Source organism: Aliamphritea ceti (assembly GCF_024347215.1).
GTDB classification, from domain to species: Bacteria; Pseudomonadota; Gammaproteobacteria; order Pseudomonadales; family Balneatricaceae; genus Amphritea; species Amphritea ceti.
In genome coordinates this window covers 798,492-822,813 of the sequence record NZ_AP025282.1, presented here as the reverse complement: position 1 = coordinate 822,813, position 24,322 = coordinate 798,492, and the positions used below count along the sequence as shown (strand labels likewise).

Annotated in this window: 23 protein-coding genes; 3 read left to right on the top strand and 20 right to left on the bottom strand. The window is 46.7% G+C overall.

Annotated elements, in window-relative coordinates:
• Positions 1 to 9: 9 nt before the first annotated feature.
• The 7 genes from OCU49_RS03730 to OCU49_RS03700 form a co-directional block, all read right to left on the bottom strand.
• Entirely contained in the window at positions 10 to 777 is a 768-nt protein-coding gene (locus OCU49_RS03730; protein ID WP_261843660.1) for a hypothetical protein, read from the bottom strand.
• Positions 777 to 1,736 (bottom strand): AAA family ATPase, encoded by a 960-nt coding sequence (locus OCU49_RS03725; protein WP_001959209.1) that lies wholly within the window; start codon positions 1,734 to 1,736, stop codon positions 777 to 779. The genes OCU49_RS03730 and OCU49_RS03725 overlap by 1 nt, the downstream gene beginning before the upstream one ends.
• Positions 1,737 to 1,945: 209 nt before the next feature.
• On the bottom strand, positions 1,946 to 2,962 hold the full coding sequence (locus OCU49_RS03720) for a YqaJ viral recombinase family nuclease (protein ID WP_261843659.1): 1,017 nt from the start codon (positions 2,960 to 2,962) through the stop codon (positions 1,946 to 1,948).
• A 60-nt stretch (positions 2,963 to 3,022) separates the two neighbouring features.
• Positions 3,023 to 3,166 (bottom strand): hypothetical protein, encoded by a 144-nt coding sequence (locus OCU49_RS03715; protein ID WP_261843658.1) that lies wholly within the window; start codon positions 3,164 to 3,166, stop codon positions 3,023 to 3,025.
• An 82-nt stretch (positions 3,167 to 3,248) separates the two neighbouring features.
• Complete coding sequence (bet, locus tag OCU49_RS03710; protein ID WP_000414662.1) at positions 3,249 to 4,067, bottom strand: phage recombination protein Bet; 819 nt, start codon at positions 4,065 to 4,067, stop codon at positions 3,249 to 3,251.
• Between the two features lie 79 nt (positions 4,068 to 4,146).
• Positions 4,147 to 4,566 (bottom strand): single-stranded DNA-binding protein, encoded by a 420-nt coding sequence (locus tag OCU49_RS03705; protein ID WP_012368368.1) that lies wholly within the window; start codon positions 4,564 to 4,566, stop codon positions 4,147 to 4,149.
• A gap of 15 nt (positions 4,567 to 4,581) precedes the next feature.
• Positions 4,582 to 4,908: a hypothetical protein gene (locus OCU49_RS03700; RefSeq protein WP_023584057.1), complete on the bottom strand. Its 327-nt coding sequence runs from the start codon at positions 4,906 to 4,908 to the stop codon at positions 4,582 to 4,584.
• Between the two features lie 367 nt (positions 4,909 to 5,275).
• On the opposite strand from OCU49_RS03700, the gene OCU49_RS03695 reads away from it, so the two are divergent.
• The 3 genes from OCU49_RS03695 (at position 5,276) to OCU49_RS03685 (ending at position 7,715) form a co-directional block, all read left to right on the top strand.
• Positions 5,276 to 5,878 carry a hypothetical protein gene (locus tag OCU49_RS03695; RefSeq protein ID WP_055464779.1) on the top strand — a complete coding sequence of 201 codons (603 nt, stop codon included), beginning with the start codon at positions 5,276 to 5,278 and terminating at the stop codon, positions 5,876 to 5,878.
• Between the two features lie 203 nt (positions 5,879 to 6,081).
• Complete coding sequence (locus tag OCU49_RS03690; RefSeq protein ID WP_261843657.1) at positions 6,082 to 6,405, top strand: helix-turn-helix transcriptional regulator; 324 nt, start codon at positions 6,082 to 6,084, stop codon at positions 6,403 to 6,405.
• Entirely contained in the window at positions 6,399 to 7,715 is a 1,317-nt protein-coding gene (locus OCU49_RS03685) for a type II toxin-antitoxin system HipA family toxin (RefSeq protein WP_055464777.1), read from the top strand. Before OCU49_RS03690 ends, OCU49_RS03685 begins: the two co-directional genes overlap by 7 nt.
• A gap of 143 nt (positions 7,716 to 7,858) precedes the next feature.
• Here the strand turns inward: OCU49_RS03685 and OCU49_RS03680 are convergent, their stop codons facing one another.
• From OCU49_RS03680 to OCU49_RS03620, 13 genes are all read right to left on the bottom strand, one after another.
• Positions 7,859 to 8,389 (bottom strand): hypothetical protein, encoded by a 531-nt coding sequence (locus OCU49_RS03680; protein ID WP_055464776.1) that lies wholly within the window; start codon positions 8,387 to 8,389, stop codon positions 7,859 to 7,861.
• A 28-nt stretch (positions 8,390 to 8,417) separates the two neighbouring features.
• Positions 8,418 to 9,548: a tetratricopeptide repeat protein gene (locus OCU49_RS03675; protein ID WP_055464775.1), complete on the bottom strand. Its 1,131-nt coding sequence runs from the start codon at positions 9,546 to 9,548 to the stop codon at positions 8,418 to 8,420.
• A gap of 14 nt (positions 9,549 to 9,562) precedes the next feature.
• Positions 9,563 to 10,459 carry a DarT ssDNA thymidine ADP-ribosyltransferase family protein gene (locus tag OCU49_RS03670; protein ID WP_055464774.1) on the bottom strand — a complete coding sequence of 299 codons (897 nt, stop codon included), beginning with the start codon at positions 10,457 to 10,459 and terminating at the stop codon, positions 9,563 to 9,565.
• A gap of 9 nt (positions 10,460 to 10,468) precedes the next feature.
• Positions 10,469 to 11,152, bottom strand: a complete 684-nt coding sequence (locus tag OCU49_RS03665; protein ID WP_055464773.1) for a DarT1-associated NADAR antitoxin family protein — start codon at positions 11,150 to 11,152, stop codon at positions 10,469 to 10,471.
• 274 nt (positions 11,153 to 11,426) lie between these two features.
• Complete coding sequence (gene traN, locus OCU49_RS03660; RefSeq protein WP_055464772.1) at positions 11,427 to 15,119, bottom strand: conjugal transfer protein TraN; 3,693 nt, start codon at positions 15,117 to 15,119, stop codon at positions 11,427 to 11,429.
• Between the two features lie 2 nt (positions 15,120 to 15,121).
• Positions 15,122 to 16,150: a TraU family protein gene (locus OCU49_RS03655; protein WP_039995231.1), complete on the bottom strand. Its 1,029-nt coding sequence runs from the start codon at positions 16,148 to 16,150 to the stop codon at positions 15,122 to 15,124.
• Positions 16,134 to 17,261, bottom strand: a complete 1,128-nt coding sequence (locus OCU49_RS03650; RefSeq protein ID WP_022609811.1) for a TrbC family F-type conjugative pilus assembly protein — start codon at positions 17,259 to 17,261, stop codon at positions 16,134 to 16,136. The genes OCU49_RS03655 and OCU49_RS03650 overlap by 17 nt, the downstream gene beginning before the upstream one ends.
• Positions 17,262 to 17,268: 7 nt before the next feature.
• The gene (locus tag OCU49_RS03645; protein WP_446680423.1) at positions 17,269 to 17,760 is read right to left on the bottom strand and encodes a S26 family signal peptidase; all 492 of its coding nucleotides are present in this window, start codon (positions 17,758 to 17,760) and stop codon (positions 17,269 to 17,271) included.
• Positions 17,761 to 17,764: 4 nt separating this feature from the next.
• A complete protein-coding gene (locus OCU49_RS03640) occupies positions 17,765 to 18,112 on the bottom strand; it encodes a hypothetical protein (protein ID WP_055464771.1) in 348 nt (115 codons plus the stop codon).
• Complete coding sequence (gene traC, locus OCU49_RS03635) at positions 18,105 to 20,504, bottom strand: type IV secretion system protein TraC (protein ID WP_261843656.1); 2,400 nt, start codon at positions 20,502 to 20,504, stop codon at positions 18,105 to 18,107. The genes OCU49_RS03640 and traC overlap by 8 nt, the downstream gene beginning before the upstream one ends.
• Positions 20,504 to 21,196 (bottom strand): DsbC family protein, encoded by a 693-nt coding sequence (locus tag OCU49_RS03630; RefSeq protein ID WP_261843655.1) that lies wholly within the window; start codon positions 21,194 to 21,196, stop codon positions 20,504 to 20,506. The genes traC and OCU49_RS03630 overlap by 1 nt, the downstream gene beginning before the upstream one ends.
• Before the next feature lie 144 nt (positions 21,197 to 21,340).
• Positions 21,341 to 22,786 carry a sigma-54-dependent transcriptional regulator gene (locus OCU49_RS03625; protein ID WP_000369162.1) on the bottom strand — a complete coding sequence of 482 codons (1,446 nt, stop codon included), beginning with the start codon at positions 22,784 to 22,786 and terminating at the stop codon, positions 21,341 to 21,343.
• 2 nt (positions 22,787 to 22,788) lie between these two features.
• On the bottom strand, positions 22,789 to 24,321 hold the full coding sequence (locus OCU49_RS03620) for a phospholipase D-like domain-containing protein (protein ID WP_001048895.1): 1,533 nt from the start codon (positions 24,319 to 24,321) through the stop codon (positions 22,789 to 22,791).
• Position 24,322: the final 1 nt, after the last annotated feature.

Here is a 24,322-nt window from a genome sequence, read left to right as displayed (position 1 = left end):
ACATCACTATCAAAAATAGTAATTTTGCGAATCAGGCGACGATTGGTTGAGATCGATTTTCGCAGGCATTAAGTCCAGTGCTTCAGCAATCGGGCGAACCCGCTCTAAATCACTGCCTAGCAACCGCAATACATCTTTTTCCAACTTCAGTTGGTCGGATACTTCTATCCCTTCAGGACTCGCTACTGTGAGCGAACACAGTGGTGGTAATTGACGCTTAAAGGCCAGTAACAGCAACAATGGCCACGGGCCATCATCAGTGTTAACAATGCCAGCGCCTTCACCTGACACTATGCTGATTTGATTGGTACTAGGTAATCCGCTTTTGCAAAACCCTAATGACCATTCTCCAATCCTGACCTGGTTATCATCAATAACAGCCAAACCATAGGCTTCAAGCAGCTTTGCCATATCGAACAACGCTTTTTGCGCCAGCGAGACTTGGCCATTGACGTCCTTGCGAGTACGAAACTCCCAACTGACGTTATTGGCGCACGCGACACTATCTAGCGCATTTGAGAGTTCAAATGGCCGCCCTTGATGATCAATGCCGACTTGTCCAACCAATCGATAACCCTTGTTGATTTTCTCATTGATTCGTCGGTCTGCTTCAGCGTTAGGATCAGTCGAATCAATCAATCGCTGCTGCGACAATTGACCGGCTTTTCCAAACCGAACTTCAATCTCCTGGGTATCTGATCCAACGTAAATGGCCCATTCTTTGGCTGTCCCATCAGAATGACTGTAACGGTAAAGAGCAAAGCACTTTTCCATCATCAATCCTCCCAGTGGTCACCGAAGACATCAGCGGCAATACGGTGAATGGCTTCACGTTGCTCCAACTCAGCACGAGCTGTCAAAGACCGAACCAGTGCATACTCCACTGCGTTAGGAGCACCTTTAAAAGCAAGTGTTAACTTTGCCCAGCGCACCAAGGTCCGAGTGGACATGGTGATACTAAGCTCTGCACCGCCATCCGCGCCCCCAATAAAAAGACGACGAATGTCACCAGCCACTTTCACCATTTTTTGGCGAAAGACTTCTGGCAAGCCCGGCGCAACATTCTCCAGAATGGCTTCCTCTACAGAAGGCTCTGCATAGGTCGCTTCAATGATTCTAAAGCGATCAAGAAAAGCCAAATTCTGTTGGAGCACACCTTGATACAAGCCCGTTTGATCACCGCTGCCCGCACTGTTGCCGGTAGCGATAAAACGAAACTTGTTATGTGGCATGATGATCTCACCGCCATTTTGTGCGATGACCAACGGGGCACCTTCCAAAATGTCATTGAGCCCAGCCAGTTCAGCAGGCTCAGCAAGATCCATTTCATTAATGATCAGCAAATGGCCATGCTTTACAGCCAGTGCCAGCGGTCCATACACAAAGGTCATGTTGCCATTAACCAGCGTGTGGTGACCGATAAGATCGGACAACTCCAATCGACCGTGCGCAGTAATTTGCTGAACAGGCCAATTCAATCGAGAAGCAACTTGGCAAATTAGCGAGGTCTTACCGCATCCAGTGGGGCCAGTAATATACAAACCGTCACCGTCTGGGTTAGACAAGAACGCCAATACGTCACGTAAGTCTTCTTTTCTAAAAACGTACTCGTCCTTGCGAACGGGAATGTTTGGATGGGTAGTGTCGGCACCAAATCCTTCCAGAACGAAAGCATCCGGAGCCGGGACATTAAACGCTTGATTCACTTGAACCAAAAATGGGGATTGTTCAGTCATGGTAAACCTCATCTGTTTTGACGAGGCCCCATGCCCCAACAGGGAATGAAGTCCCCGTCGGGTGGTGTGTTGATTGTGGTATGGCTGTGTATATAAGAGTTCAGCTCGCTCTATCATTCGTACCCAGCATTGGCTACGAGTGAAACTGCTTTCTGATGCACTCGATGTAAGCGCATTAGAAAGGAGCCGAAATCGGCTCCAAGTGAACGTTAAAAGTAAAATGAGCTAGGCGAGTCACCTGGCAGAACCAAGTTCTCTTGCTCAAGGCTGATTTTGATTGGTGTTTCAGCGGGCTGCTCTGGCTTATTGGTGCTGATACGCAACCGCTCTTGTGGCGATTTTCGGTAAGCAGCTAAAACCTGTTCGTCCAGTTCGCCTAATTTATCGGTGGCCAATTGCTTATAGTCCACCGTGCCCGCCATCATGTAGCGGCTGAGTTTGACCCCAGCATAATCGGCATGAGCGTAGTTACCCATCATAGCGACTAATTTCGACTGAGCGTCTCGCATTTCTTCTTTCAAAGATTTGATGTGATTTTCCAGTCGAACCACTTCGGCATGTGCTGAGCAATACTGTCGAGACAGCGATGTCCAACGGTATTGGGCTTCACCCTTGGGAACAAAACAATCTTGCTCAGGGCATTTTGACGGTTCTTTTTTGGTCTGTACTAACTCCCAAAACTGAAGCGCCGTTTCTTGCAATTCAGTTAAGAACGCCGCGTCTCGTTGTATTTCAAACTCAATCAGTTGATCCTCAAAATAGAATACCAACCAACCACGCGTGCTATTGGCGACCAGTATTTGATGCTGTACTTGTACCCAATACAACTGGTACGTCTCGCTTTGTTCTCGGTGAGCTTGCACATCCTCAAAAACTGACTGGCAAGGACATTTCAGTTCAACGGGTTCGCCCGCATCGTTGATGCCATCAAAGCTGGCTCGAAAGATTGCGTTATGATCGGCTTCTGCACATAACGGCAGAAGAAAGTCATTATGCGCATTCTCAAATGCTCGCCTTGCTTGAGGCTCCAACCGTATACCGCGAAGCACATTTGGATTATTCGACAGGTCTTCCGGTAATACGAATCCAGTTTTTTCTGCCCATAATCGCCAAGGGGTTTTGTAGGGTGAACGCCCCATAATAATTGGGGCTTCAGATGCCGTAACCCCTGCAATGCGCCACTGGTGCCATGCAGGAGTACGTTGTGATAGGTCGATAACCTTCATATTGCCTCCTTTGAGGGGAGACTCCCCTGAAGGAGAGAACTCCCCTTCAGGGTTAAGTGGTTACTTTGCAGCTTGTTCTAACGCTGTTTGGTGCTGAACAACACTTGCTTGAACCGAATCAATTGCCGCTTTACCGGCTTGAATCGAACCTAAGACAAGGGCAACAACCAATACCAAGCGAAAAAGTGAGGCTGATTTAGTCATGGAAGATCTCCAAAAAAAAGACGAGACCTTCCCCCTGACGGGAGAATAATCCCGCCAGGGTTAGTAAAATGAATGCGTGGCGCTAAGAAGCTAAAGGCTGTGTGAGCGCTTTGGCTGCTTGTTGCTGTGCATTAAATATTTCTTGTTTCGCAAACGTCAGTTCAACACCTTGAAAATGTTCATTGGCATATTCCAATGCACTATTCCAAGCGTTTGAAGCTTCCGCCCGCTCGATAAGCTTGTAAACAAGCCCTCGGGTTCGATCATCAACTTGCTCGGGTGGAATCACTGATGGCTCAACAACGTGTGTTGCTTGGCCTTCGATAATTCGCTCCGCTTCGTCTTGATCGAAAATTCCCACAAAGCCAAACGCAATGCGGGAACACTGGATCATGGATTTATGTCTTAGCATTCGCTTAGTGTGCGTCTGCCATGGACCATCTACACGGTAAGGGCCATTTTTGCCGTTACCTTCAAAAGGCGGTCGATAGACTTCATCCAGATACTCAGTGATTTTGACTGGGTGCGAACGGTCGCGCCGATAGATGATGCATTCCATCCATTCAGGGCATTCTTTCGCGCCATCCAGTGAGACTTTGTTTTCTGAAGTCTTGAACTCCATGCCATCAAACTGGTCGTGTTGATTGATGATGCGAGACCATCCATCGACACCTACCACTGGGATAATCCCAGCTTGTTTATCAGGGAACGCAAAAATCTCTTTGGTGAAAGGGTTCAAACCGTACTGATCTGCAACCACCAAGAGCGCCATCATCTGCTCATTGGTCGGTGCACTACCGTCACGTTGCTTGAATGCTGTTGCTTTTAGGGTATCGAACAACTTGTTTGGATCGACACTAAAGCGCTCAGCAAAGCGTTGGATTAGCTTTGGTTTTTCCATTATGGACTCCGACAATCAAAGTGGGAGTCTGCCCCTGACGGGAAAGTACTCCCGGCTGGGTTAAAGCGTTATCGCTCGGTTAAAAATCTGGTTCAGGATAAGTTTGTGCCCAATTAGCTTGGGAGCTCGCATCATCCGCCGGTGATGGCTCAGATGCTTTGTTCACACTATCAAGAAGCAGAAACTCGTCCGCGTCCACTTCGGTCAATCGATGCTTAATGCCATCTTTCTCCCATGAGCGCGTGCGCTGAGGCCCTTGAACAAAAAGCTTCGCTCCTTTTTGGATCAAATCTTTTGCTCTTAGCCCTAACTTAAATCCACCACGATCTCGAAAAACGACCCGATGCCATTCCGTATGCTCTTTGAGCTCATTGGATTGACGGTCGCGCCATTTCTCAGAAGTGGCCAGTGAAATGCTGGTCACTAAATCACCTGATGGATAGGCTCGCGTCTCTGGCTCAGAGCCAACGTAGCCTATGAGTGTTACTTGGTTTTTCATGATGTTCTCCTCGTCTTAGTTGAACTCTGTGCACACAGTTGCTTCTACCCGACTGGGCAAAGAAGACTGACGACGCAGATAGGTTGGTATTTCGAGTAAAGCCATGTCGTACTGATGTGGCTCTTTGTAAAACGCAGATGTCAAACGGGGCATACCAGGAGCTTTAGGCACTGCCATTGGACGACGTTTTGATGTTGGTGTGAGCAATCGCTTGATTTGAGTAAGTACAAATCGAAACGGGCGCACGCTTTGACGAGCAAGTAATCGCAAAAGCGACCAGCTCAGTTTTGCAAGCAACATAATGCCTGCGATTTGGATAATAAATCCGAAGATATATTCCATTGGTGACTCCTTAATTTGGTTGTGAAGGAGTCACCCCCAACTGGGGAAAACTCCCCCAGTTGGGTGGTGAAAAGGCGAACCGTAAGGAACGCATGGTTGCGCATGTAAAAACATGCAGGCTATTTGTTTAAGGAGGCTAGCTACCTCTTAGTACCACTGAGAATACTCAGCGGCGGGCTTCCTTTGAGCTCATGCTCTCAGGCGCAGATATCACTGAAACAGATCAGCAATATTTGATAGTCAGTGTAACCGTCTTATCCAGACAGGATAGTTAGAAAGATGCTCAATTCTTCCACCTAGCTGAAAGGCCATTACCTCACAGAGGATTAGGCTAGGGACTGATTATTGTCATATCAGGAGCAAACTTATGGCCCAAGCAAAACCTAATTACTCTAAACCCATCTTTGAACAATCATTCACAATTAATAGCTTACAGGCGCAACGTGTCGTTGACCGTGTTTTTAAACGGACGGTCAGTGCGCTTTACGGAATCGATGTCATCTTGCGCATCATTGGCGATGAGAACGAAATTGATGAAGTGGAACAAATCATTAGCCAGTTGATCGAGGATTGTGCTAAAGCGGTAGACAACGAACAAGCTCGTTTGGACAAACTGATGGAGTCCAATGGCATCGATGAAGTACCTGACTACACCGACCCGATAACCTTCAACGCCAAAATAAGCTCGCCCCAGGTTGGCCAGTTTGTCGGCTTAGTTCGCAAACTCGATGCATTGATGATTTCAATGGACACACTCTGGTTGTCCAGCGTGCTTAGCAACAAGCAACGTGTTGATGGCAACTACGCATGGCAACAGCGCATCATCAAACTGGCTCGACGCATAATTGATATCGAAATTCGAGCACGAAAATCAGCCCAAGCTAAGGGTAAAGAAGCAGAAGTTGAGCAAGCGGTGCCTTCAACCGATGACGATATCACTGTAGAGGAAACAGATACCCCCGCCAACTAGGCTCCCATCAACCAGCCCCTCTCGAAGGGGCTTCCTACAAATCACATAAAGTCCCTAAATGGTTACTCTAACAGACAAAAAGCTACTTAATGTAACCAATTAAGGACACTGAAATCACTACTTGACAATATCGAATTAAAGTCCTAAATTAAGAACATTAAGTAGGAATAGCTAGCATAGTGTAACCAAAGTAGGACTTTATAGTGAAAGGCGTGACAGCTACAGCATTAGCAGAAGAGATCGGCGACAGATTGAAGCAAGCGCGACTAAATCGAGACCTAACACAATCTGAAGTTGCGGATCTTGCTGGCATTGCCCGCAAAACGGTTTTGAATGCAGAAAAGGGAAAAGTTCAGCTCGACATCATGATTGCGATATTAATGGCATTAGACCTCACGCAGCAGATTGATCTATTTCTCCCTAAACAAGAAATTTCTCCCTTACAGCTGGCCAAACTGCAAGGAAAGAAAAGGCAGAGAGCCTCTGGCCAGCGCAGTAACAAAGATGAGGAAATACCAGAATGGTAATGGAAGTCATTACAATAACATACCAAGACGATGTTGTTGGTGCAGTGAGTTTTGACACTGAAAAGGGACTTGGGTCATTTGAATATGATCCAGGCTTCATAAAAAAAGGTGTCGAGCTGTCCCCGATCAAAATGCCATTATCGAATCGCATTTATAGCTTTCCTGAACTGGATTTCAATACCTTTAAAGGACTACCAGGCTTAATCGCTGACTCCTTACCTGATGATTTTGGTAACGCAGTTCTCAACGCATGGGTTGCAGGTCAAGGTCGTTCACCGGGTGACATTACACCACTGCAACGCCTCCAATATACGGGAAAGCGAGGCATGGGAGCTCTTGAGTATGCGCCAGCTACAAAGTTACGAAGTTTAAATGCTTCACAACAAGTAGAAATCCAATCGCTCGTTTCAATTGCACAAGAAATCTTAGATTCACGAGGTAATTTTGAAGTAGAACTCAAACAAAATGGCCAAGACGATAGAGAGGCAATGATGTCTTTATTATCTGTTGGCATGAGTGCGGGAGGAGCACGACCGAAAGCCGTATTAGCATTTAATGAAGATTTTACTCAAGTTCGCTCCGGCCAAGCCAAAGTGCCAAGTGGTTTTACTCATTATTTGATGAAATTTGACGGCGTTAGTGAACACAACAAAAATCAAGAAACCTTCGGTGACCCATTAGGCTATGGAGCAATGGAGTTTGTTTATCATTTAATGGCTAACAAATGCGGTGTCGATATGATGCCATGCAGCTTACTCAATGAAGGCAATCGACGCCACTTTATTACACAACGGTTTGATCGAATTAAAAACAGCAAGGTACACGTACAAACGCTAAACGGGCTTGCCCACGTTGATTATAAAAAACCGGGGGCATTTTCTTACGCAGAGTTATTTGGCATTGCCAGACAGTTGAGGCTTTCTGCTGTTGAAGCTGAGCAGCTATTCAAGCGTATGACGTTCAATATTATTGCTCGAAATCATGACGACCACTCAAAGAACTTTGCCTTTATTCTGAAAAAAGACAAATGGTCTCTCGCACCAGCTTATGATTTAGCTTATAGCTATAAACCAGGCAGTAAATGGGTGAACAGCCATTGGATGAGCTTGAATGGTAAACGAGATAACTTTACACGAAGTGATTTCTATAGTTTAGAGAAACTTAGCCCAGTTTTTAACAAGAAGAAAATCGACGATATTATTGATGCAACGATTGAGCACGTATCAACTTGGCGTCAGCTTGCTGAGGAATGGGATGTACCAAAAACACTGATAGATGAAATACAAGAAAACTTGCGGCTCGATATTTAGTTAGCAGTAAAGTAACTATTCCTGTAAGCAAAAAGGATGGCCTCTTATGTGACCCCACCCACCCCAAATAAGAATCTGAGTGGATGTCAGCTCATCCTTTTAGAAAGGAGCAATTCTTGGCCGTCTCGATGAGCGAGGCCCTATCAGCCAAAAAACAGGCCCTTCATAGTGTCTGCCTTGCCGTGTTTAAACTCATCATCCGTGATGATCATAGCTTTAGTTTGTGATGAATTAACGAGGAATACACGACCATCTCGACGATACATTTTGAATACATATTCATACTGCGTTTTATACTGTGGTTTCGAAAAAACTTGTTTAGAAAACTGAGCCGAGAGTGACTTATATATATCGTTACAAACGAAGCCTAAACGACTTTCATTGGCCTGACCCATCATGAAGGTTCCATAGGAGTCACCATCATCAAAAGCGACAAAAACTTGAACCTCTTCAGATGAACCATTCCCAGAGAAGATAAAGTTACAAACTCGACCATCTAACTTTTCGTCACCATCACGATCGACCTCAAAGATTTGCTTGGTCCCTTTGTTGACGTAGATGGGGGTTCCCCCTTTAACAATCGCGACGATCCATACTTCACTGTCCCTTAAGAATAAATCGCCAAGATTTCGTAGTTTTTCCGCTTTAACAGTCTTTTTAAATAAGTTGAACATATTTTCACCACCCCGAAAAAATTGAAATTTACTGCTGACTCTCGAGCCAACGAATAGTTAAACGTACATTTTTTGTGAATCTAGAGGAGTCGACTTTACCCTGGGGTACACCAGATGCAGTCAAGAACGTGTCACATGTGTTCTCAATCTCGAGATCAGTAAACTCTGAAGAGTCCTTAAATGAACTATCTGCCAAATCGATCAGATAAAATCCAACGATGATTACCAGCGCATTGATTTCACCAAGGTTTTTACTCGCCATGTCTTCATAGATAGGGATCGCCAGTTCAAACGCTCTCATCACGGCAGATTGAAATTCTGCAATGTCATCTTGGCTAGCACCAAAAATCAGGTTGTTTGCCAGCGTTCTGCACTCTCTTACCGCACTGTAAAGTTCAGCTTGTAAACGGTCGTCGATCTTGATATCAAAAAGCCCCGCTGTATGGTTCTCGCGCGACTCGGACAACTCTTTTAAGTTCAGTAGCACTTGCTTGCGCGCTTCAAACATCTGTTCGTGATCGCGGCTCAGGCAACATAAGACGCTCTTAAAAAATACAAAGGCCTTGTTCGTATCAAAGTCTGTTGTGATATTCGAATAAACAGAGTGATCAATCCCACAATTAAGCGCAAATTCCTGATGAACTCCACCCATCTCGGCTAGCTCGCTGAGTTCCTCAGAAATGAATTGGGTCGCCGAATCGGCATCTTCAAGCAAGAAGTTTTCAAAGAGCACTTCTGCATATCGTCTAGAAAAATGATCAATGCCGTCATCTCGCATTTGGCCTCTAACTGTTTCACCGTGCTCTTCTTCGAAGGAAAGAAAGCGCCCTAACTTGGCTAAATTTACTTTTGCACCCACAGAACAGTTCTCTTCGTCCACAGACTCACCGGATAGCTCCATCTCTATTACTTTATTGAAGTCATCTTTAGCTTCAAGAGATCGCTCTTGAATCATGAAACAGGCCCCGCGATTTAGAAATACCGATGCATGAAGCGGGTTAACCTCGATTGACTCCGTAAACAATCGGATAGCTTCGGTTTGATTCCCAACCTGATTGAATCTAAGCGCTTTTTGAAACAGCTCTCTACCTTTTCGCTCGCGTTCTTGCAGGCTGTTCAGCGCACTCTTTTTTTTATAAAACGATGGAAACAAAGACATATCACCTACCCTCTTTACACTACAGCACTTCGCCTGTTGAAGTAGAAACCATCAGCAGTCACCACACTTCTGTACCTCGAATCGACATCATCAATACTCTGGACGTAGATATTGTCGATATATTCGCTAGGAATGTGACTCATCACTAAGACTTCGGCCTGGGAGTCAGAAGGGTACTCTGGCCCCGGGCCTCCGCCTTCAAACGTAAACATCTTTTCAAGCGCCTTGACTCCCGACAACGACTCATCCGGCAGCGAAGATATTTCCTTCGTTGCAGCGTTTCGATAGCAGAAAAGACATTCCAATTCCCACAAAATTCTCGATGGTAGGCTCAGTACAACCCAACTCTGGCTTGGTTCAGCCATCCGATATTTGTAAAACATAAGGTCGTTAGGATACGAAATGGATAGTGAAATCATATGTTCACGACCATCGAATCGGTTCATATCGTTAGATTTGTGGTGTTTGAAAATCTCCCCGTTATAGCTTTTGCTATTCAATCCGAGATCTAGAACGCTTTGAAGGTTCTCCACAGTGGTAAAGTGAAGCAGCTCCTCAATGCCCCGTTCTACACAAAATGCTTTAATTAGATTTCTTTCGTCGGTTTTAGAGTACTTTCCGATACCGTAGATATTCATAACCTGGTCGATGACAGCTAACCTGATCGGAATCGTTGACTGATAGTTACCCAAGGGTACAAGCAACTCCATGAGCATGAGACTCGCCTTATTCAGGTTCATCGAAGCCGGATCAGCAGCGAGCTTCACTCCACTCAAATTAGCGAAATTTTTAACCTCGAGAAATCCGGTATTCGCAACAGAAAGCTCAGAGATAACAAAATCTTCAGCCGCCTCTTTAGAGGGAATTTTTCTCAACACTGCGTTTAGCACTGTTTCGATGACGTCGTTCATAGATCAACCTCAGAACAGCCGGCTTTGCTTGGGATCGGCTTTAGATACATTTTTTGAGAAGGTTTCGATAAAAACATCCGGTGAGGCCAGCACCGTGTCCAACAGATTTTTTTGTTGTAAGGAGACAAAAAGCGCAGCAGATCGGGCCTGGCAATTTATGCTTTTTTTGGGGTTAAACTCGATATCGGTGAATGCGTTAAAGGTCGCGACTTGTTCGGCCAATTTTTTATTCGATCGCAACGTATTGATATAAATCCAATCATAAAAAATGGTTACGGGCTGCAACGGCCACAGGCGATTTTTACTGATGAAACCAACTAAATCACCGCTCTCTAAGAGTCTCGGGTCTCTTTTAGCCTCCTTTGGCGAGACATTGAGAAGATCTTTGAATGGCCCTCCCCGTTCAAACACCTTGGATGACTGAAATATATTTTCAACGGGGACAGATCGACCATCAGCCATCGTAACGGACAAATTGAACGCGCTTAAATTCACGCCAAGGGGGTCATCGCTCTTAGTGGAGATCTCTAAAAGGGACAGTTGAGCGTCGCGTTCGCTTGCAGCTTCATGGAGAGATTTAATCGAATTTTTCTTTTGCGTAACCGACAAGCCAGGATGCCATTTAAAGTCGATCTCTTCGACTTTTACATACGGAAATGCTTCTTGCGCGATGAAAATGGGTCTACTGGCCAAGCGATCTCCTTTTGTCTTTGGTTCTTACTATCTAGTTAAGTCACTATATAACGAATTAGTCTCTCGACATAGAATTCACGCTTCGAAATTGATATTTCTTAGGGCATATCTCTGCTCGATAGTAGCTTGGCTGCAGCCACTAAACTACTCAACAGCATCAATTCAAAGATACTTTTTAAACTTGGCTGTCATCACCGCCAACGTATAAGCTGTATTTCAGGCCATCCCGAACCAAACAACAATTTAGAACACACGGATATGGTGAATTATCAAATCAATTATTCCCCGAAATTTCTTCCGTCGCCTCCTGACGCAGTTTCTGGGTATCCATTCCGTTTAGCCTTTCAATAGCTCTGTCTGCGGCACTTTGACGGTTTCCATCCACGTTTAGCGTACTTCCTGAGCCTGTGAGTCGTTCCAGATCCAGTGACGGTACTTCGGGTAGGTTGCCTGTTATCGATAAGATACCTATCCATTCATCCAGATTGACTTGGCTCCAATCTACCTGGTTTAACTGACTCGCGGTCAATCCTTCACAGTCTGGAGACTTCGCACTGCCCCAGCCAAGGCCCAATTGAGGACGCACTTGTTCTTGAATGATCCGTGAAAGTGGCGAAGTAAAGCAGCAATATGATTGCCGTTTCTCAACACAGGCACCTAAGAACTTAGACTTGCAGTAAGAGCCCACATAGTGGCAACTCTTCAATACCCGCTTAGCGTTCATCTCAAACTCACTCTGCTCACATTTCCAGATAAGCTGAATGAGGATCATGGTGACTGAATAAATCATGTAGGCCGTCATAACCGTACTCAGAACAGCGCCCGCAGCGCCACCCAGCGCAAAGTTACCACCAGATACGACACCATCGGCTCCAACCGCGCCACCAACGTTGCTAAACAGTGCCGATTGCGCCCCCGAACCAAAGGTCGTACCTACCCATTCAGCCGTTTTGTTGGTCAACACCTGCATGAAGCCAGTCGCAGCTTGCTCCGCTCCAGCGCCAGCAGCCGTTGATGGCCCAGCCCCCATGAGAGAGTCCCATGCAGACACAAAAGGCTCTTTAACCGCACTCCAAGTGCTCGTGATTGGCTCTCTAAGCGTATTCCACGAACCATAGATTGCCGAAGACGGATTCATGGCCATGACTGCCGTATCAAGCTTGTTAACCGCCACTATCATCGTGATGTAATCCGATAACGACACGCCACTTGGCTTTTCACAGCAATCCACTATGCCACCAACGGCTTTTTTGCACTGGCCAGCATTACCTTTAAAGACCGTACACTCGACGTTATCTTGGCCATCAGCTCCCGTACATGACATATCATTGGTCATAAACTGCGCAGCATTGAGCATCGCAGCGGCCTCTGCAAAGTTAGCCTGCTTGATTGACTCTGGCTCTAAACAATCTGTGCCCATACAGCGAACTGGGCCCTCACAGTTGAATTGAGTTTCCATTCGTGCATTTTGCACTTCAACGCTTTGTCCGCAGTCATACACCAAACTTTGGATATAGCAGAAGCCTTCATGACCAGCCCCGCCTTCAGTGCATTCGGTTCTGACGTACTGGCAGGCTGGGTTTTGCTCTAGCGCGGCACACGTATTGGTGGTCGTGTTTTGTCCGTTATTGACGATGGTTTGCGTATTACCATTGGCATCTACCCAGCTTTCTGAGCTGCCCATGTTGAACTCTGGATGAGCAGTCGAAGCATTGTAGGTTGCTCTTGCCCTCCAGCATGAGAGTCCCAGTCCATCAGAGCTGCCGCGACTGGTTAAATGAGCAGGAGACGAAACAACCGCTGGATAAAGGCTCCCAAGATTGGCCAACTCGCCACTACCAACCGTTAACCCGTCGATTCGTTTTGTGCCCGTATCCAAACACTGCCACTGCACGGCAGTAAACTGATCCGTTTGCATCAAGCATTGGTCTATGCCCGGATCACTTGATTGATGAACAACGTCTTGCTCTAAGTACTTGCCGGAGAAGGTCAAGGAAGCACTCAGTTTCGCAGGAGCCAAACACTTCTGAACTTCTCGGCTGCAAGTATCGAAATCGACTTTGTTCCAGCCGGACTCGCATCTGGAACGAGTGATTTCCTGAGGTTCATGCCACGAAATAATCGACCCATTAACGACCTTACACAATGAACCAACCAAAGTTCCTTTTGGACAGGTCATTTCAGGGTATTTAATAGACGGTTTCGTCTCAGTCACCGTCTCCTTATTGCCCGTCAATGAGAGTGTCGTTTTCCAACCATTTGCCTTGGATGGCGACTCGGTGATTTTTATCTCAGTATTTTGATTATCAAAAATACTCAGCGTCGCGTTTCCAGTTTGCATGGTGTTGCTGTGCTGTGGAACAAAGCTGAGCGTTTCAGAGCTAAAGCAACCGCGCTCAATGGACCAGCTTTGTTGATGGGTTTCAGCGGATACACGTCGCTCTAACTGACACTGAGTAAGCGTGCTGATCTTTTCGCACACCTGGTAATCCGGTACATGCTTGATTTCAGTGAATGGCGTAATCGTCTGAGTAGGCTCACAGGCCTCAAAACTACTCGGCATAAGATTAGATACCACGCACTTTGGATCGCTGGTTTGCAATCCACAGTCATAGGTATCGGTAAAACGAATGCATTCACCTTTATCATTGGTCTCGGCACATTCTGACGACATGAATCCACAGGAAGGATTTGCTTCAAGCACTTGGCAGGCCTGATTTTCAATCCCCTTATAGCTTTCATCATCCACACTGACTTGTACACGCCGACACAAAGGCGATATGCCAGCCACTTGGCTTGGGGCAAAGTAGGATTCACAAACTGAAACACCATTGACCACCGTACATCCGTTGGTTGAAGACGGCTGATCCGTGCATTGAATGCTGTAGTCTGAAAACTTAGCCGGGATATCCGCTGCTTGTTCGATACAGGATTGCGGCGACCAACTATCATTCATCACCACCTTGGTTGGATCAAAGCGCACCTTGATGCGTGCATACCCCTCACCACTACCCGTAACCGATACGCGAATTTTTACCGGCACTTCTAAACCGGGCTCTACCGCTTTTAGCTTGGCAGTGAGATCGGTATTTGGATTGCGCTCCCAACTGGTACTGAGCTCGCAGCGACCTGCCGTTTCTGGTGGAAAGTTATTGTTCGGCCCAGACCAGACTTTCTGATCGCCAAGCCACACTTGCATGTAGTCATCCCATTTGGCGTACTCAAGAACGGCTGAAGTAATCGCATCGGGGTTCACGACTTTGAGAGTGATAGCCTGTTCAAACACTTTACAACGGCCACTCCAGTAGTTGTCGCCAATTCGTCCAATCCAAACTTCAAGACATCCCTCACCACAAGAGCGAAGGTTCATTGGTCCTAAAACATGCTCAATGATGCCAGCCGTGTAATCGTGAGTAATAGTGCAGCTGTTAACCGCTGTATTGAGCCTGTCACATTGCTGGTAGTTTGGGCTGCCTTCACCTTGAGACTCACAGCCTGGGAAGCTTTGGGTTAATAGATTGGGGTCAGTTTGAACCGCATCGGTTAATGCCCAAAGCGGATCATTGACCATGTCTGGCCGAGACCTGTCTTTGATTTGCTGTAGCGAGCGAAACGCCTCACTCGTAGCGCCACTTTCGGATGCCATGCTCTCTTGGCGCTGCGTCCCCAATTGATTCATACTGGCATCAGAGCCATAAACGCCCGTTAAGACATCCAATGAGCCCTGATCCATACCAGGGAAAAGCTCTTGCAAGTTAATGGACTCATTACCACTGCCACTCGGCACCAACAATGTATTGCCGTTAAGTGCGGGCATCGTCCAATTTTGCAGTAATTGCTTACCTTCTTGTTGTCCGCTTAGGCCGGATTGGCGCTGCACATCAGCGGCCACACCATGTAAGGGCAAGCACGCCATAGTGATTGATAAAACACCCGCTAAAACTCGGGTAAAAAGTGTTGGTTTCATATTTAACCTCCCGAGTTACAGCAGTCTTGCCAGCGCCACAAAATGTAGAGCGCATCTTCACCGGCACCAGGTATTGTTCGCCACTCTCCCCATTTCATGGTGCTTTCACCGATGACATGCGCACTTTCAGTTTCCGGTACAGGGAAGAACATACTCATCTTGTATTGGGATTTCGGCAGCATGGGTTCGATAACAGGTCGGCATAGCGCACTGTTCCCCATTGTTCGTCTTGCAAGACCACGCCTGTGTTGAGCCGCGATTGCACGCGCCGCTAAATGGCTGGTGTTTTCTGCTAATGAGCCAAAGGCTAAGGTGTGGCCAGATAAGGGATAGAGATGGCCCCAACTGCCAGCACACCAAAACAACTGATCGATGGGTTTACCAAGCGTTGATGAAGCAGCGTCAGCGGTACAAGCAGATATAGCCAATGGATTGGCAACGGCAGCCGCTTCAGGCTGAGTAAAAAAGGCCAGTTCATCGTTCAGCCATGTTGGGTCCAATTCCGACAAATACATCAAGTCAAAGTCCATGTAACCATCGGCATTGCAATTGCCATCCATGAACAAATCGAGCATGACCAAAAGCGGAAAGGCATAATAATGGTAATGGTAGAAAGCGAGATCACCGGTATCGTATTCACCCTCGCCATGACCACCTTGCAGTCGCCTATCACCTAACGGTAAACGAATCCCTCCCAGGGAAGGCGAGCAACCTGGCGTTCTGACCAGTTCAATCAAACGCGCTGGCTCCCACATACTGGTAACAATACCTGGCCTTGGCACGCCTAAGTTGTCTTCACATAAGCAAAATGACTTATTTGATGCGCCGCTTGGGACATTGCCAGAGCCAAGAGGAAGACCGGCAACCCGGATAGGAAAAATGCATGACCAGCAAACATCCGTCAGCAACTTGCCGGACAATAACCCCGCGTCTGGGCAAGTCAATTCGGCTTTTGCAGGAATAGAGGCGCTTAGGACAAACATGACAACGAGAGTCCGCATCAGACGATACGTATTATTGAGCTTTTTCATGAACAAGCTCCTTTGCTGGAATTTCTTCTATTTCAAACGCGAGTCCCTTTGCTTGAACAAACGATGGGGTGACTTGCAAATCAAAGCGCTGCTTTAGCGAGGCATTGAGAAGATAAACCGGACTGTCCAATGTCTTTTCGAGCGCATTGAGGCTATTCCAACCTTGAGCACGGTCGAGCTGCGTGGTGATAAGCGTAATGCGGCGCAGCGTCCTATCTTGGCCCTCAAGCCAATGCGCTACTGCGTCCACTTCTTCAGCGTTCGACGCATTAAACACCACGAGCTGCTGAGTAAATGGCAAGGCTTTTAGCGGGTTAATACGCGTTCCTGCTGGGATCAATGTTCGGCCATTGGCATCCAATAGTGGCCGCTTCATGACGATGGTTGGATCAACCATTCTTATCCGATACTGCGTGGCTTTGGGTAAGTCAGTGAAAGTTTGGCGAGACCAGAAACGCTCAATGGCTTTTTTCTTTAACGCGCCCAGGTCAAGCGACTGTAAACGCTGCATCGCCACTTGCATCAAATCCGGTTCTAAAATGGAATGAATAGGACCGCGTTGACCCAATGAACCGGTATTGCCTGTTTCAATTTGACGCTGCAACCAGTCCTTGCTGTAAACCCCTAGTGCACTTGCAGTCACCTTGTCATCTTCTATGCGGAAAATGGCAGGCACGCTAGTCACCCGCCAGTGCACAAAGGCTTTCGGATCGATTCGAACCTGAGGAACAGGATCAAGTCCCACCATCAGCGTATGCCAATCACGGATAGCCGCCCCCAAGGTCTTTCCTTCAGGAATTCCCCGAAACAACACAATAGCGCCGGTAGCACTGGCCTCTTTAAATAGCTGCTTCAGTGAGGAATCACCCAATGAGGACGACGCAAATATCAACCATTCATCGCTGTGTTTGAGCGACACAGGTTGTTCAACCGGTGCAAAAGGCTCAATAAATTCAGATGAGCCATCCACAGCACTTTGTAAAATGCTGCGGCTCATTTCGACGATCTTTTTGTCCTCGTCAGACAACGGAAAAGGCTCTTGTGCCCAGGACACTTGAACCCAAGACAATTGAGCAACCAACAAGAATAAGAGGCATAGTCTTCTCATCATCCACCTCCTACCAAAGTGGCCAAGCGCGACCGACAATCTGCTCGCGCTTAACGGCATTCCAATAACGGGAGTCGAAACTCGTTGCGGCCTCACCGGAAAACCAATATTCGTTTTCTTGCAGCGTCAATGAGCGGCTAAATTGTGATTCCGCCACACCAAGACGCTGGGCTAATGCCATGCCGGTAGAGACTTCAGCACCATTCACCAGCACATGCTCAGGGGTCACCTTGACTTCATCCCCTGGCATCCCTGTTAGGCGTTTCAGCATCCGAGTACCGTCGTTATATAACGGAGCGAGTCCTTTTGAGTGGAAGGCATACAAACCATCCTTAACGGGCTCTTTATTCCATAGGTCAATCAGATACACCGTGGTATCAGGCAGGCAGCGCTCTTGCTGGGTATCAATACCTATTCGGTAGCGCATCATGGCGTAGGTGCCTACCAAGGCCATGATTAACGCAAGAACGGTCAACCGAATGAGATATGGCCGCCAAGGCATTCTTTTACGGAGTATCTGCATGAGACACCTCCTTTGAGCCAACTGGCACAAATATGGAATCATCAGCACCCACCACCGCTTGGGCATCCAGCACGATAAAACCGGCTGCTTTTAGCTTTTCAATTTGCTGATTGGTCTGAAGCAACCTGGATTCGATGTCTTGTTCGCTGGCATTGGGGCCCAGTGACAACACCGCCTCCCCAAAATCCACGACTGCAATGGGCGTACTTAACGCCAACTGGCTGTGGATGGGTTCGAGTGTTTTCATTAAGAGCCAGCTGGTCATTAAACCGCTACCAGCAACAGACAAAGTAATAGAGGCCATAAATGGCCAAAGCGTGAACTTATTCATAGCCTCGCTCCTTTAACAGCTCGGAAATGGCATCAGCAACAGAAAGGCCTTTGCGCGTTAACTGCTTAATCGCGTTTACATCTTCTGCACGGGACGAGTACAACAGCTTGTGAAACGGATCGACGATGAGGCGGCCAATCCCGGTGCCCATCTCGGTAATAAAGAAAATTTCGGAATAGACACCAGTGACGGTATGAACCGTTTTCAGGTATTCATAGCCGCCTTCACCTAGTGGCAAGCGACCTTCTTTTTTGAGTGCGTTGATGGTTTCAGCTTTTTGGCCAAGCAGGTACATATTGGCCGAGTTTTCAGCGATGGCTTTACCTGTAGGGCTGTCATACAAATCGTTGACCGATTGCGTTACCGTTACAGCACTGCCACCATATTTTCGAAATCGACGGTAACCCGTCTCGATGAACTTACCGACATCACCTTGAGTCAGCAGATCCCAGGCTTCGTCAATAAACACAATCTTGCGACGATCCCGCTCACCTAAGTACATCTCCTGTTGGATTTGGTAGATAAGCTGAAGCAACACTACTTGTTGTAGATGCTTACGCCCCTTGAGCTCTTCCAACTCCAGAACGGTGAAACGGTTTTTGAAGCGAATATTGTTGTGACCATTAAAGAAACGGCCATATTCGCCCTGTGTCGTAAACGGATAGAGCTGCTCACCCACGTCTTGCACACGTCGGTCTTCGTGATTTTTCAAGGCCTCTGCCACATCATCAACCAACATGGCACGACCTTTTTTCTCCCACAGTTCACGGGTCTGACGCTTTAGGTTGGCCATCTGAAAATCGGTTAATGACTGCGTAGGTGCGGCCATTGCGGCCAATAACCCAACCAGTACATCCGCTTCTTCGTCATAGTCCTCAACAATTTCAAACGGATTTAAGCAAATGCCACTGTCCCGCCCGAACTGTAAGAACTCACCGTCATAGACTTCACACAGCTTTTCATAAGAGCGGCCAACATCAATCACCCAGCATTGCCCGCCTTCTGATAAGTAGGAAGAGATGATTTCGTTCACCAGGAAAGACTTGCCCGATCCCGATTGCGCCGCTATGCAACAGTTGTAATTACTGCCCGAGTCATAAAGGGATACACTCATGATCTGGCCATTACGGGAAACAAAGTTAATCACTGGCGTACCCGTGCCTTTCCAATCCGCAAACAAAGGCAACAGAGGGATCACATGCCGTGTCGCCATAGTCTTGAATCGAAACAAGTCGTTCATCGCCTGTCGGTCAGCACCAAATGGCAAGGCATTCAGGAAAATGGGCAAACAGAAGTACTTGTCTTCCATCAGCTCAAATCCGAGTTCTTTAAAGTAAGTTCGAGCATTTGAAACAGAGCTGATGGACGCCTCTTCCGTTGGTGAAAACAGCGTTAAGGTCATATTTGCCCGAATAGGACGATCACCTTCTTGCAAAGCTTCAAAAAGAACATCAAACCCCTTTTTCTTGGCTGCAAGCACCGGCACAAACTTGAGCATCGGGCCATAGGCCTGATTGACCGCCCATTGACGCTTCGTCTCTAAACGAGATCGCATCGCCTCAGCTGAGGGAAAGTCAATGGTGACATTTAGCAAAAAGCTGCCGCGTAAACCGCGACTGCCCGTCATCATATCGCCCGCAAAACTTGCGGCATGACCAAACCAGATCCGCTCAGGCAAGCGCTTAAACGATAAGGTTTTAACTCGGTAATCACCCAGCATCAGACCTTGACTATCCACTTTGATAGCCCGGTCATAATCCAACACTTGCTCTCGAAGTGGCTTATCTGCCTCACTGCGGATTGGTGATGGATTACGCCAGGAAGCATCTTTTCCCCAGTTAAGCTGCGAACTTAATGCCGCGAGCCAGTTTCGGTCAGTCATCTCAGTAACGCGAAAACCAACCGTTGCCAGCGCTTGCGAGAAAGAAGCCCGAAGCGCGGATGCTCGACTCAACTCACGCTCCGTCGGTATAGGACTTTCCAGAGGCAATTTGCAGGTGACGATCAGTTGAAAGTTGCGTACCTGAGTCTGGGTCGATTCTTCTATCGGTTGAACCGTGCCGCCATCGAGGAAATCCGCACGTTTGCGTATCGACGCCCTGAGCAATGGATCGGATTGACGATGCCGCAAGCCCATCATGCGCTGAAGGTCGGTTTGAATATCAGGCGAGGCGTACAGGCCAAATTGCAGCAAAGTGTCTTTTGGCCAGTCGTTGTTAAGTAGAACATTAACCCTGTCTGCAACAGACTCATCACCACCCGGCAATGGGTCACATAGAAAACCAAAGCCAACACTCTGGTCTTCCATGAAAAACAGTTGCTCATCGTCGGAATAGGCCAATACTGGCAACAGCTCAGAAGCGCGTTGCCCTGAATACAGAGAGGCTTTCATTAACGCCCCTCCAACCAAGCAGAAAGATCATAAGGACGGCCTCGGCTGATGCGACCATCATTGGCGACGATGAAAGGCACGCCTTGAATGCCCAGGATTTGAGCCGTCACCAAGGTACGCTGCATTGGCTCTAAGTTGCAGGCATCATCCTGTTCTAGGTTACCAATCAGGCCATTGAGCAATGCATCGGTGGCCGCTTTCTTGTCACGCGCACAGCCAAGCTGTCGAACCTGACGCTCTGAATCAGGACCAAGCACTGGCACAGGGAGTATTTGGAAGGTGTATTCTTTGGTTAGCGGTAAAGCTTGTTTCAAAAGCTCATGGCAGTGCGGGCATCGTGGGTCAACAAAGACCACCACTTTCTTTTTGCCTTCGCCTAAAGTCAGTGGGTTCAAATCATCCATTTTTAAGCCAAGGCGACTTAAGTCCAGCGTGTTACCCGATTCACGAATTTCTTCAAGGCTGGTAAGCGGCTTTTTCGACCAGGCATCATAGAGCGTGCCATCAATGACGAACCGGCCACTGTCTGACATGAAAACAATACGGCCATTGCTTTCGACCGCTTTCATACCCGTGACAGGTAAAGAAACCATGCCGTCAATTTTGCCAACGGGCGACACTTCAGACACAGGTTCAGCTTGAACCAATGGAGACAGCGCAAGCGCCAGAATAATTGGAGATAGTTTTCGCATGAGGAGTCCTCGTTAATGTAAATCGAGGCTCCAGTCTATGCAGTTGTCCTATGTGGACTCGGTTAGATAGATTGAAGAATTTGTCGTCTTGCTAAGCAGCACCAACACCAAATCTTAATGAAAACAATCACACACTAAAATAACTCAATTGTCTCTCATATACTTTTGCAAAGTTTTTTGATCCACCTTCAATGCTTCCGCGGCTTTAACCCATGTACCGAATTGCTTTTTGGCAGCTGTTGCAAATTCCTTATGAAACGCTTTCGTTAACTCATCCTTAGTTGTCTTGGATAAATCACCAAATGCAAACCTTGTGTCAGGACTATCTTCCTGGATAACAGGCTCGCCCAACGCAGCTAATGAGCTAGAGATTGCCGACTCTGTAGTTTGAGAGCTCAAAAACGCACAAGACATGTATGCCAGTTTTTTTAGGTCACGTAAGTTACCTGGTAAATATGCCGAGTTAAAAAACTGGATTAATTCATTTGACACCGGAGCTTCCGCAGGCAGATTGGGGTTAACATTAACTTCCTGCCAGATTCTTTGCCAATCCGACAGAATATCTTCTCTGCATGCACGAAGTGGAGGTATTGTTATTGTGAGCATGGATACACGATCAAAGAAATCAGCATCGAGTATCGTTGCCAATTGCTCAAGTGATTTATTACTCGCACAAACTAGCTCGAAGTCAGATGCTTCCTCAGTGTCACTTCCAACAGGGCGAAAACTGTGATGGTTATCTTGAAGCACTCGAACCAGCTTTCGCTGAACCGAAGTTGGTAAATCTTGAATCTCATCCAAAAACAAAACTTTTCCATTTGCTTCTTTCAAAAGTCCATTGCGATCCTTTTCCGCCCCAGTGAAGGCACCTTTTACGTGGCCAAACAACATACTATCAACCACTTGAGAATCTAGTCCTCCACATGCAAGCGTAACAACCTGCTTTTGCTTTACCTTACCGACAACGGTTTCAATTAGCCTCGTTTTCCCTGTACCACGTTCACCCAGTACAAGTAACGGAGCTTTGGGAACACAAGAGAACTGCTTTAACGTTTGTAATGCATCCTGCCTTGCTTTTGATTTAGGGTCTAAATCGTAAAGGGCGTAACCGCCCTCTGAACTTGAAATAGCAGAGATCTCTGCCAAATACGTATTTACACTGAAATCAACTTTGGCAATGCTGGTTCTTTTGGTATCGGGGTTATATTGTGATGACCAGAGGATTGTTTCGCGTGGAAAATGCCCCCGAGCATGAAGAATCAACCAAACCGCATGCATCGCCGGAGTTCCCGGCGATACATTGATATGAAGATTCTGTTCAAGCTTTAGCTCTGGAATAATCTCAGACTCTATTGCGTGATAAATTTCGTTGTGATCAGCTGGGTTCTCGATAGCTACAGTTCGAAAGGTAATCTGTATATCGCCAAATTCATGCTCTTTGTACAGACTGTTATCCCCAGCTGACTGAGTAAGAACAATTACTTTGCCAACATAAACTTTACGATTCTTAAGCCGCTTTAACGCTTCGTCTAATACCTCAACCCCAGCTCTTTTTGAGTGCCAACAAAGCAGTGTGTTTTTGTTATCCAAAGTTACGCCTCCAATACAATTCGGGCGTTTGGCAATTCACTTTGCTTCAGCCTTTTTGCCATGGCAAGTTCGTATTCTTGACGAACTGTAATAGCTAACTGTTTTTTTGTCAGTCGAACAACCTTTGGCTCATAACTCTCTCTAGGCGATCCTGAATCCTGCTTCTTAGAAGTTTCATCCTTAGCCGTTAAAGGTTTGAAATACTCTGGACTGGCGTTAGTGATAACTGGCGGCTCTATACGCCATTTATACTCAATCTTGTGCGATGTTTTTTCCCGCCAGTTTGCATTGGGTATTTTTGGGTGCTTATCCATATCAGACAAACAATCTGCTTTTATAGGTGATAACTCAACAATGTCTACTTCGCTGACTGAGTACCTCTTGAATGTATTATTTTCCCAAGCTTCAAAACCACCAGAAATCATCCCTAGACTCATGTCGATGCTCAATTCATTGTGGCTATTAGTTAAAAACATATCTAAGCAGTTCATCAGCTCTTTTACCTGAGTACCGGTGAGTTTTACGCCTAACTCAAAGCCTTGATCCATACCATGCGCTTGAAAATTGGCCGACATCACCATGCCATGCATTCCATCTACTACAATCGCTTTGGCATGTAGCCATTTAAAACACATCACCGATGCACCAGCCTGTTTCATAGCCAACAACGCTGGCATGGCTGCGGGTCTTTGGCGAGATAGAATGGTGACTTTTAGCCCCGACTTCGCACGTTCACATATTGCTTTTACAAGCTGATGGTCCTCTTGCCATCCAAAACTCGATATGATGAGTTCATTTTCCGCTTGATTTATCAACGCTAATGCGTGTTCCCTAATTCGAGCGTCTTCACTCGATGTGACCAGTATTTCAGCTAATTCCCTTGGATATCTGACATTGCCCGGCGACTTATATGCTGAGAATTCACCACGGCTTGTCATATGGTGCTGCGCACTCTCGAAGATTGCCCAACGGAACACATTCACGATCTCAGCTATTTGATGGCGTGAAAGCGCGACCCCCAGCTCTTCATTTCGTAAAAGTGCTTCTTCTGTAAGGTTTGCCGTTAAAAGCAACCCTTTAGCATTACCAGTTTCATGTAATGCGTCTATAACAACGGCTTTTGCGTGGAAATGCGGCGCAGATGCAAAGTGAACATGTCCAGACAATTTGTTTAACATTTCCTTATGCTGCACAAGACACTTCTTACCAAAGTCATCGTCAGGCACATCGCCATCAAGACGAGTCTCACATGCCAATAGTATGTACACACGAACTTTGCGCTTTGCAGCTTTTAGGACAGCAGATTCGACATTCTCATCAGCAAGTAAAAACGTACTAAGAATAACCGAGTGCTCAGCATTATCGATTAATTCGACAACTCTTGATTGCAGCTCATTGCAGAACAAAGAGCTATTAATAGGTTGCGGATCAGATACCTGTTTAGGTAAAACAGGCAAAAGCACAGGGGGCAACTTGGTATTTGATTGATCAACAATCTTAGTTTCAGTCTTAGTAAACTTTTCAATTAGATTCATC

What these genes read in the sequence shown, in the direction of transcription:
- OCU49_RS03620 (WP_001048895.1), bottom strand. Translation starts at nt 24,321, where the DNA reads ATGAATCTAATTGAAAAGTTTACTAAGACTGAAACTAAGATTGTTGAT.
- OCU49_RS03700 (WP_023584057.1), bottom strand. Translation starts at nt 4,908, where the DNA reads ATGGAATATATCTTCGGATTTATTATCCAAATCGCAGGCATTATGTTG.
- OCU49_RS03670 (WP_055464774.1), bottom strand. Translation starts at nt 10,459, where the DNA reads ATGAACGACGTCATCGAAACAGTGCTAAACGCAGTGTTGAGAAAAATT.
- OCU49_RS03720 (WP_261843659.1), bottom strand. Translation starts at nt 2,962, where the DNA reads ATGAAGGTTATCGACCTATCACAACGTACTCCTGCATGGCACCAGTGG.
- OCU49_RS03675 (WP_055464775.1), bottom strand. Translation starts at nt 9,548, where the DNA reads ATGTCTTTGTTTCCATCGTTTTATAAAAAAAAGAGTGCGCTGAACAGC.
- bet (WP_000414662.1), bottom strand. Translation starts at nt 4,067, where the DNA reads ATGGAAAAACCAAAGCTAATCCAACGCTTTGCTGAGCGCTTTAGTGTC.
- OCU49_RS03695 (WP_055464779.1), top strand. Translation starts at nt 5,276, where the DNA reads ATGGCCCAAGCAAAACCTAATTACTCTAAACCCATCTTTGAACAATCA.
- OCU49_RS03655 (WP_039995231.1), bottom strand. Translation starts at nt 16,150, where the DNA reads ATGAAAAAGCTCAATAATACGTATCGTCTGATGCGGACTCTCGTTGTC.
- OCU49_RS03725 (WP_001959209.1), bottom strand. Translation starts at nt 1,736, where the DNA reads ATGACTGAACAATCCCCATTTTTGGTTCAAGTGAATCAAGCGTTTAAT.
- OCU49_RS03645 (WP_446680423.1), bottom strand. Translation starts at nt 17,760, where the DNA reads ATGCCTTGGCGGCCATATCTCATTCGGTTGACCGTTCTTGCGTTAATC.
- traC (WP_261843656.1), bottom strand. Translation starts at nt 20,504, where the DNA reads ATGAAAGCCTCTCTGTATTCAGGGCAACGCGCTTCTGAGCTGTTGCCA.
- OCU49_RS03730 (WP_261843660.1), bottom strand. Translation starts at nt 777, where the DNA reads ATGATGGAAAAGTGCTTTGCTCTTTACCGTTACAGTCATTCTGATGGG.
- OCU49_RS03685 (WP_055464777.1), top strand. Translation starts at nt 6,399, where the DNA reads ATGGTAATGGAAGTCATTACAATAACATACCAAGACGATGTTGTTGGT.
- OCU49_RS03680 (WP_055464776.1), bottom strand. Translation starts at nt 8,389, where the DNA reads ATGTTCAACTTATTTAAAAAGACTGTTAAAGCGGAAAAACTACGAAAT.
- OCU49_RS03715 (WP_261843658.1), bottom strand. Translation starts at nt 3,166, where the DNA reads ATGACTAAATCAGCCTCACTTTTTCGCTTGGTATTGGTTGTTGCCCTT.
- OCU49_RS03630 (WP_261843655.1), bottom strand. Translation starts at nt 21,196, where the DNA reads ATGCGAAAACTATCTCCAATTATTCTGGCGCTTGCGCTGTCTCCATTG.
- OCU49_RS03640 (WP_055464771.1), bottom strand. Translation starts at nt 18,112, where the DNA reads ATGAATAAGTTCACGCTTTGGCCATTTATGGCCTCTATTACTTTGTCT.
- OCU49_RS03705 (WP_012368368.1), bottom strand. Translation starts at nt 4,566, where the DNA reads ATGAAAAACCAAGTAACACTCATAGGCTACGTTGGCTCTGAGCCAGAG.
- OCU49_RS03650 (WP_022609811.1), bottom strand. Translation starts at nt 17,261, where the DNA reads ATGATGAGAAGACTATGCCTCTTATTCTTGTTGGTTGCTCAATTGTCT.
- traN (WP_055464772.1), bottom strand. Translation starts at nt 15,119, where the DNA reads ATGAAACCAACACTTTTTACCCGAGTTTTAGCGGGTGTTTTATCAATC.